The following is a 339-nucleotide window of genomic DNA, read 5'->3' as shown; positions in this document are numbered from 1 at the left end:
GGGAGGCAGAACAAACTTTACGGACACAATATTTCCACCTTTGACCCGACCCCGCGGGTGAAAAAAACCAGGCCGGCACAAACAAAAAAAGCGGCAGTGTCCGCCGCGGGGGCGGGCGGGGGTGGGGGGTTGGCATCGCGGGTGGTGGTTTCCGCGGGGGCTGTGGGTGTGCTGGGTGGGGGCCGGGCTGTTGGTCTGTGGAGGGGTTGGGGGGGGTGTTCCCGGGCCACGAAATGGTGCCGCGGTTCTTCACCATCCACGTGCTGGTGATCCGGGGCTTCTTGCTGGGCCTGCTGGTGGCCCACCTGTTCCTGGTCTTCTACCACAAGAACACCCTGT

1 pseudogene is annotated in these 339 nt (G+C 64.0%); it reads left to right on the top strand.

The window, feature by feature from the left end:
* Positions 1 to 209 precede the first annotated feature (209 nt).
* Positions 210 to 339 (top strand): annotated as a pseudogene (locus PUR61_RS03745) (cytochrome b N-terminal domain-containing protein); the annotation flags it as partial.

Source organism: Streptomyces sp. BE20 (genome assembly GCF_036322525.1).
Classification (GTDB): Bacteria; Actinomycetota; Actinomycetes; order Streptomycetales; family Streptomycetaceae; genus Kitasatospora.
The sequence above is the reverse complement of the archived record's forward strand: the minus strand, read 5'-3'. Positions and strand labels throughout refer to the sequence as shown.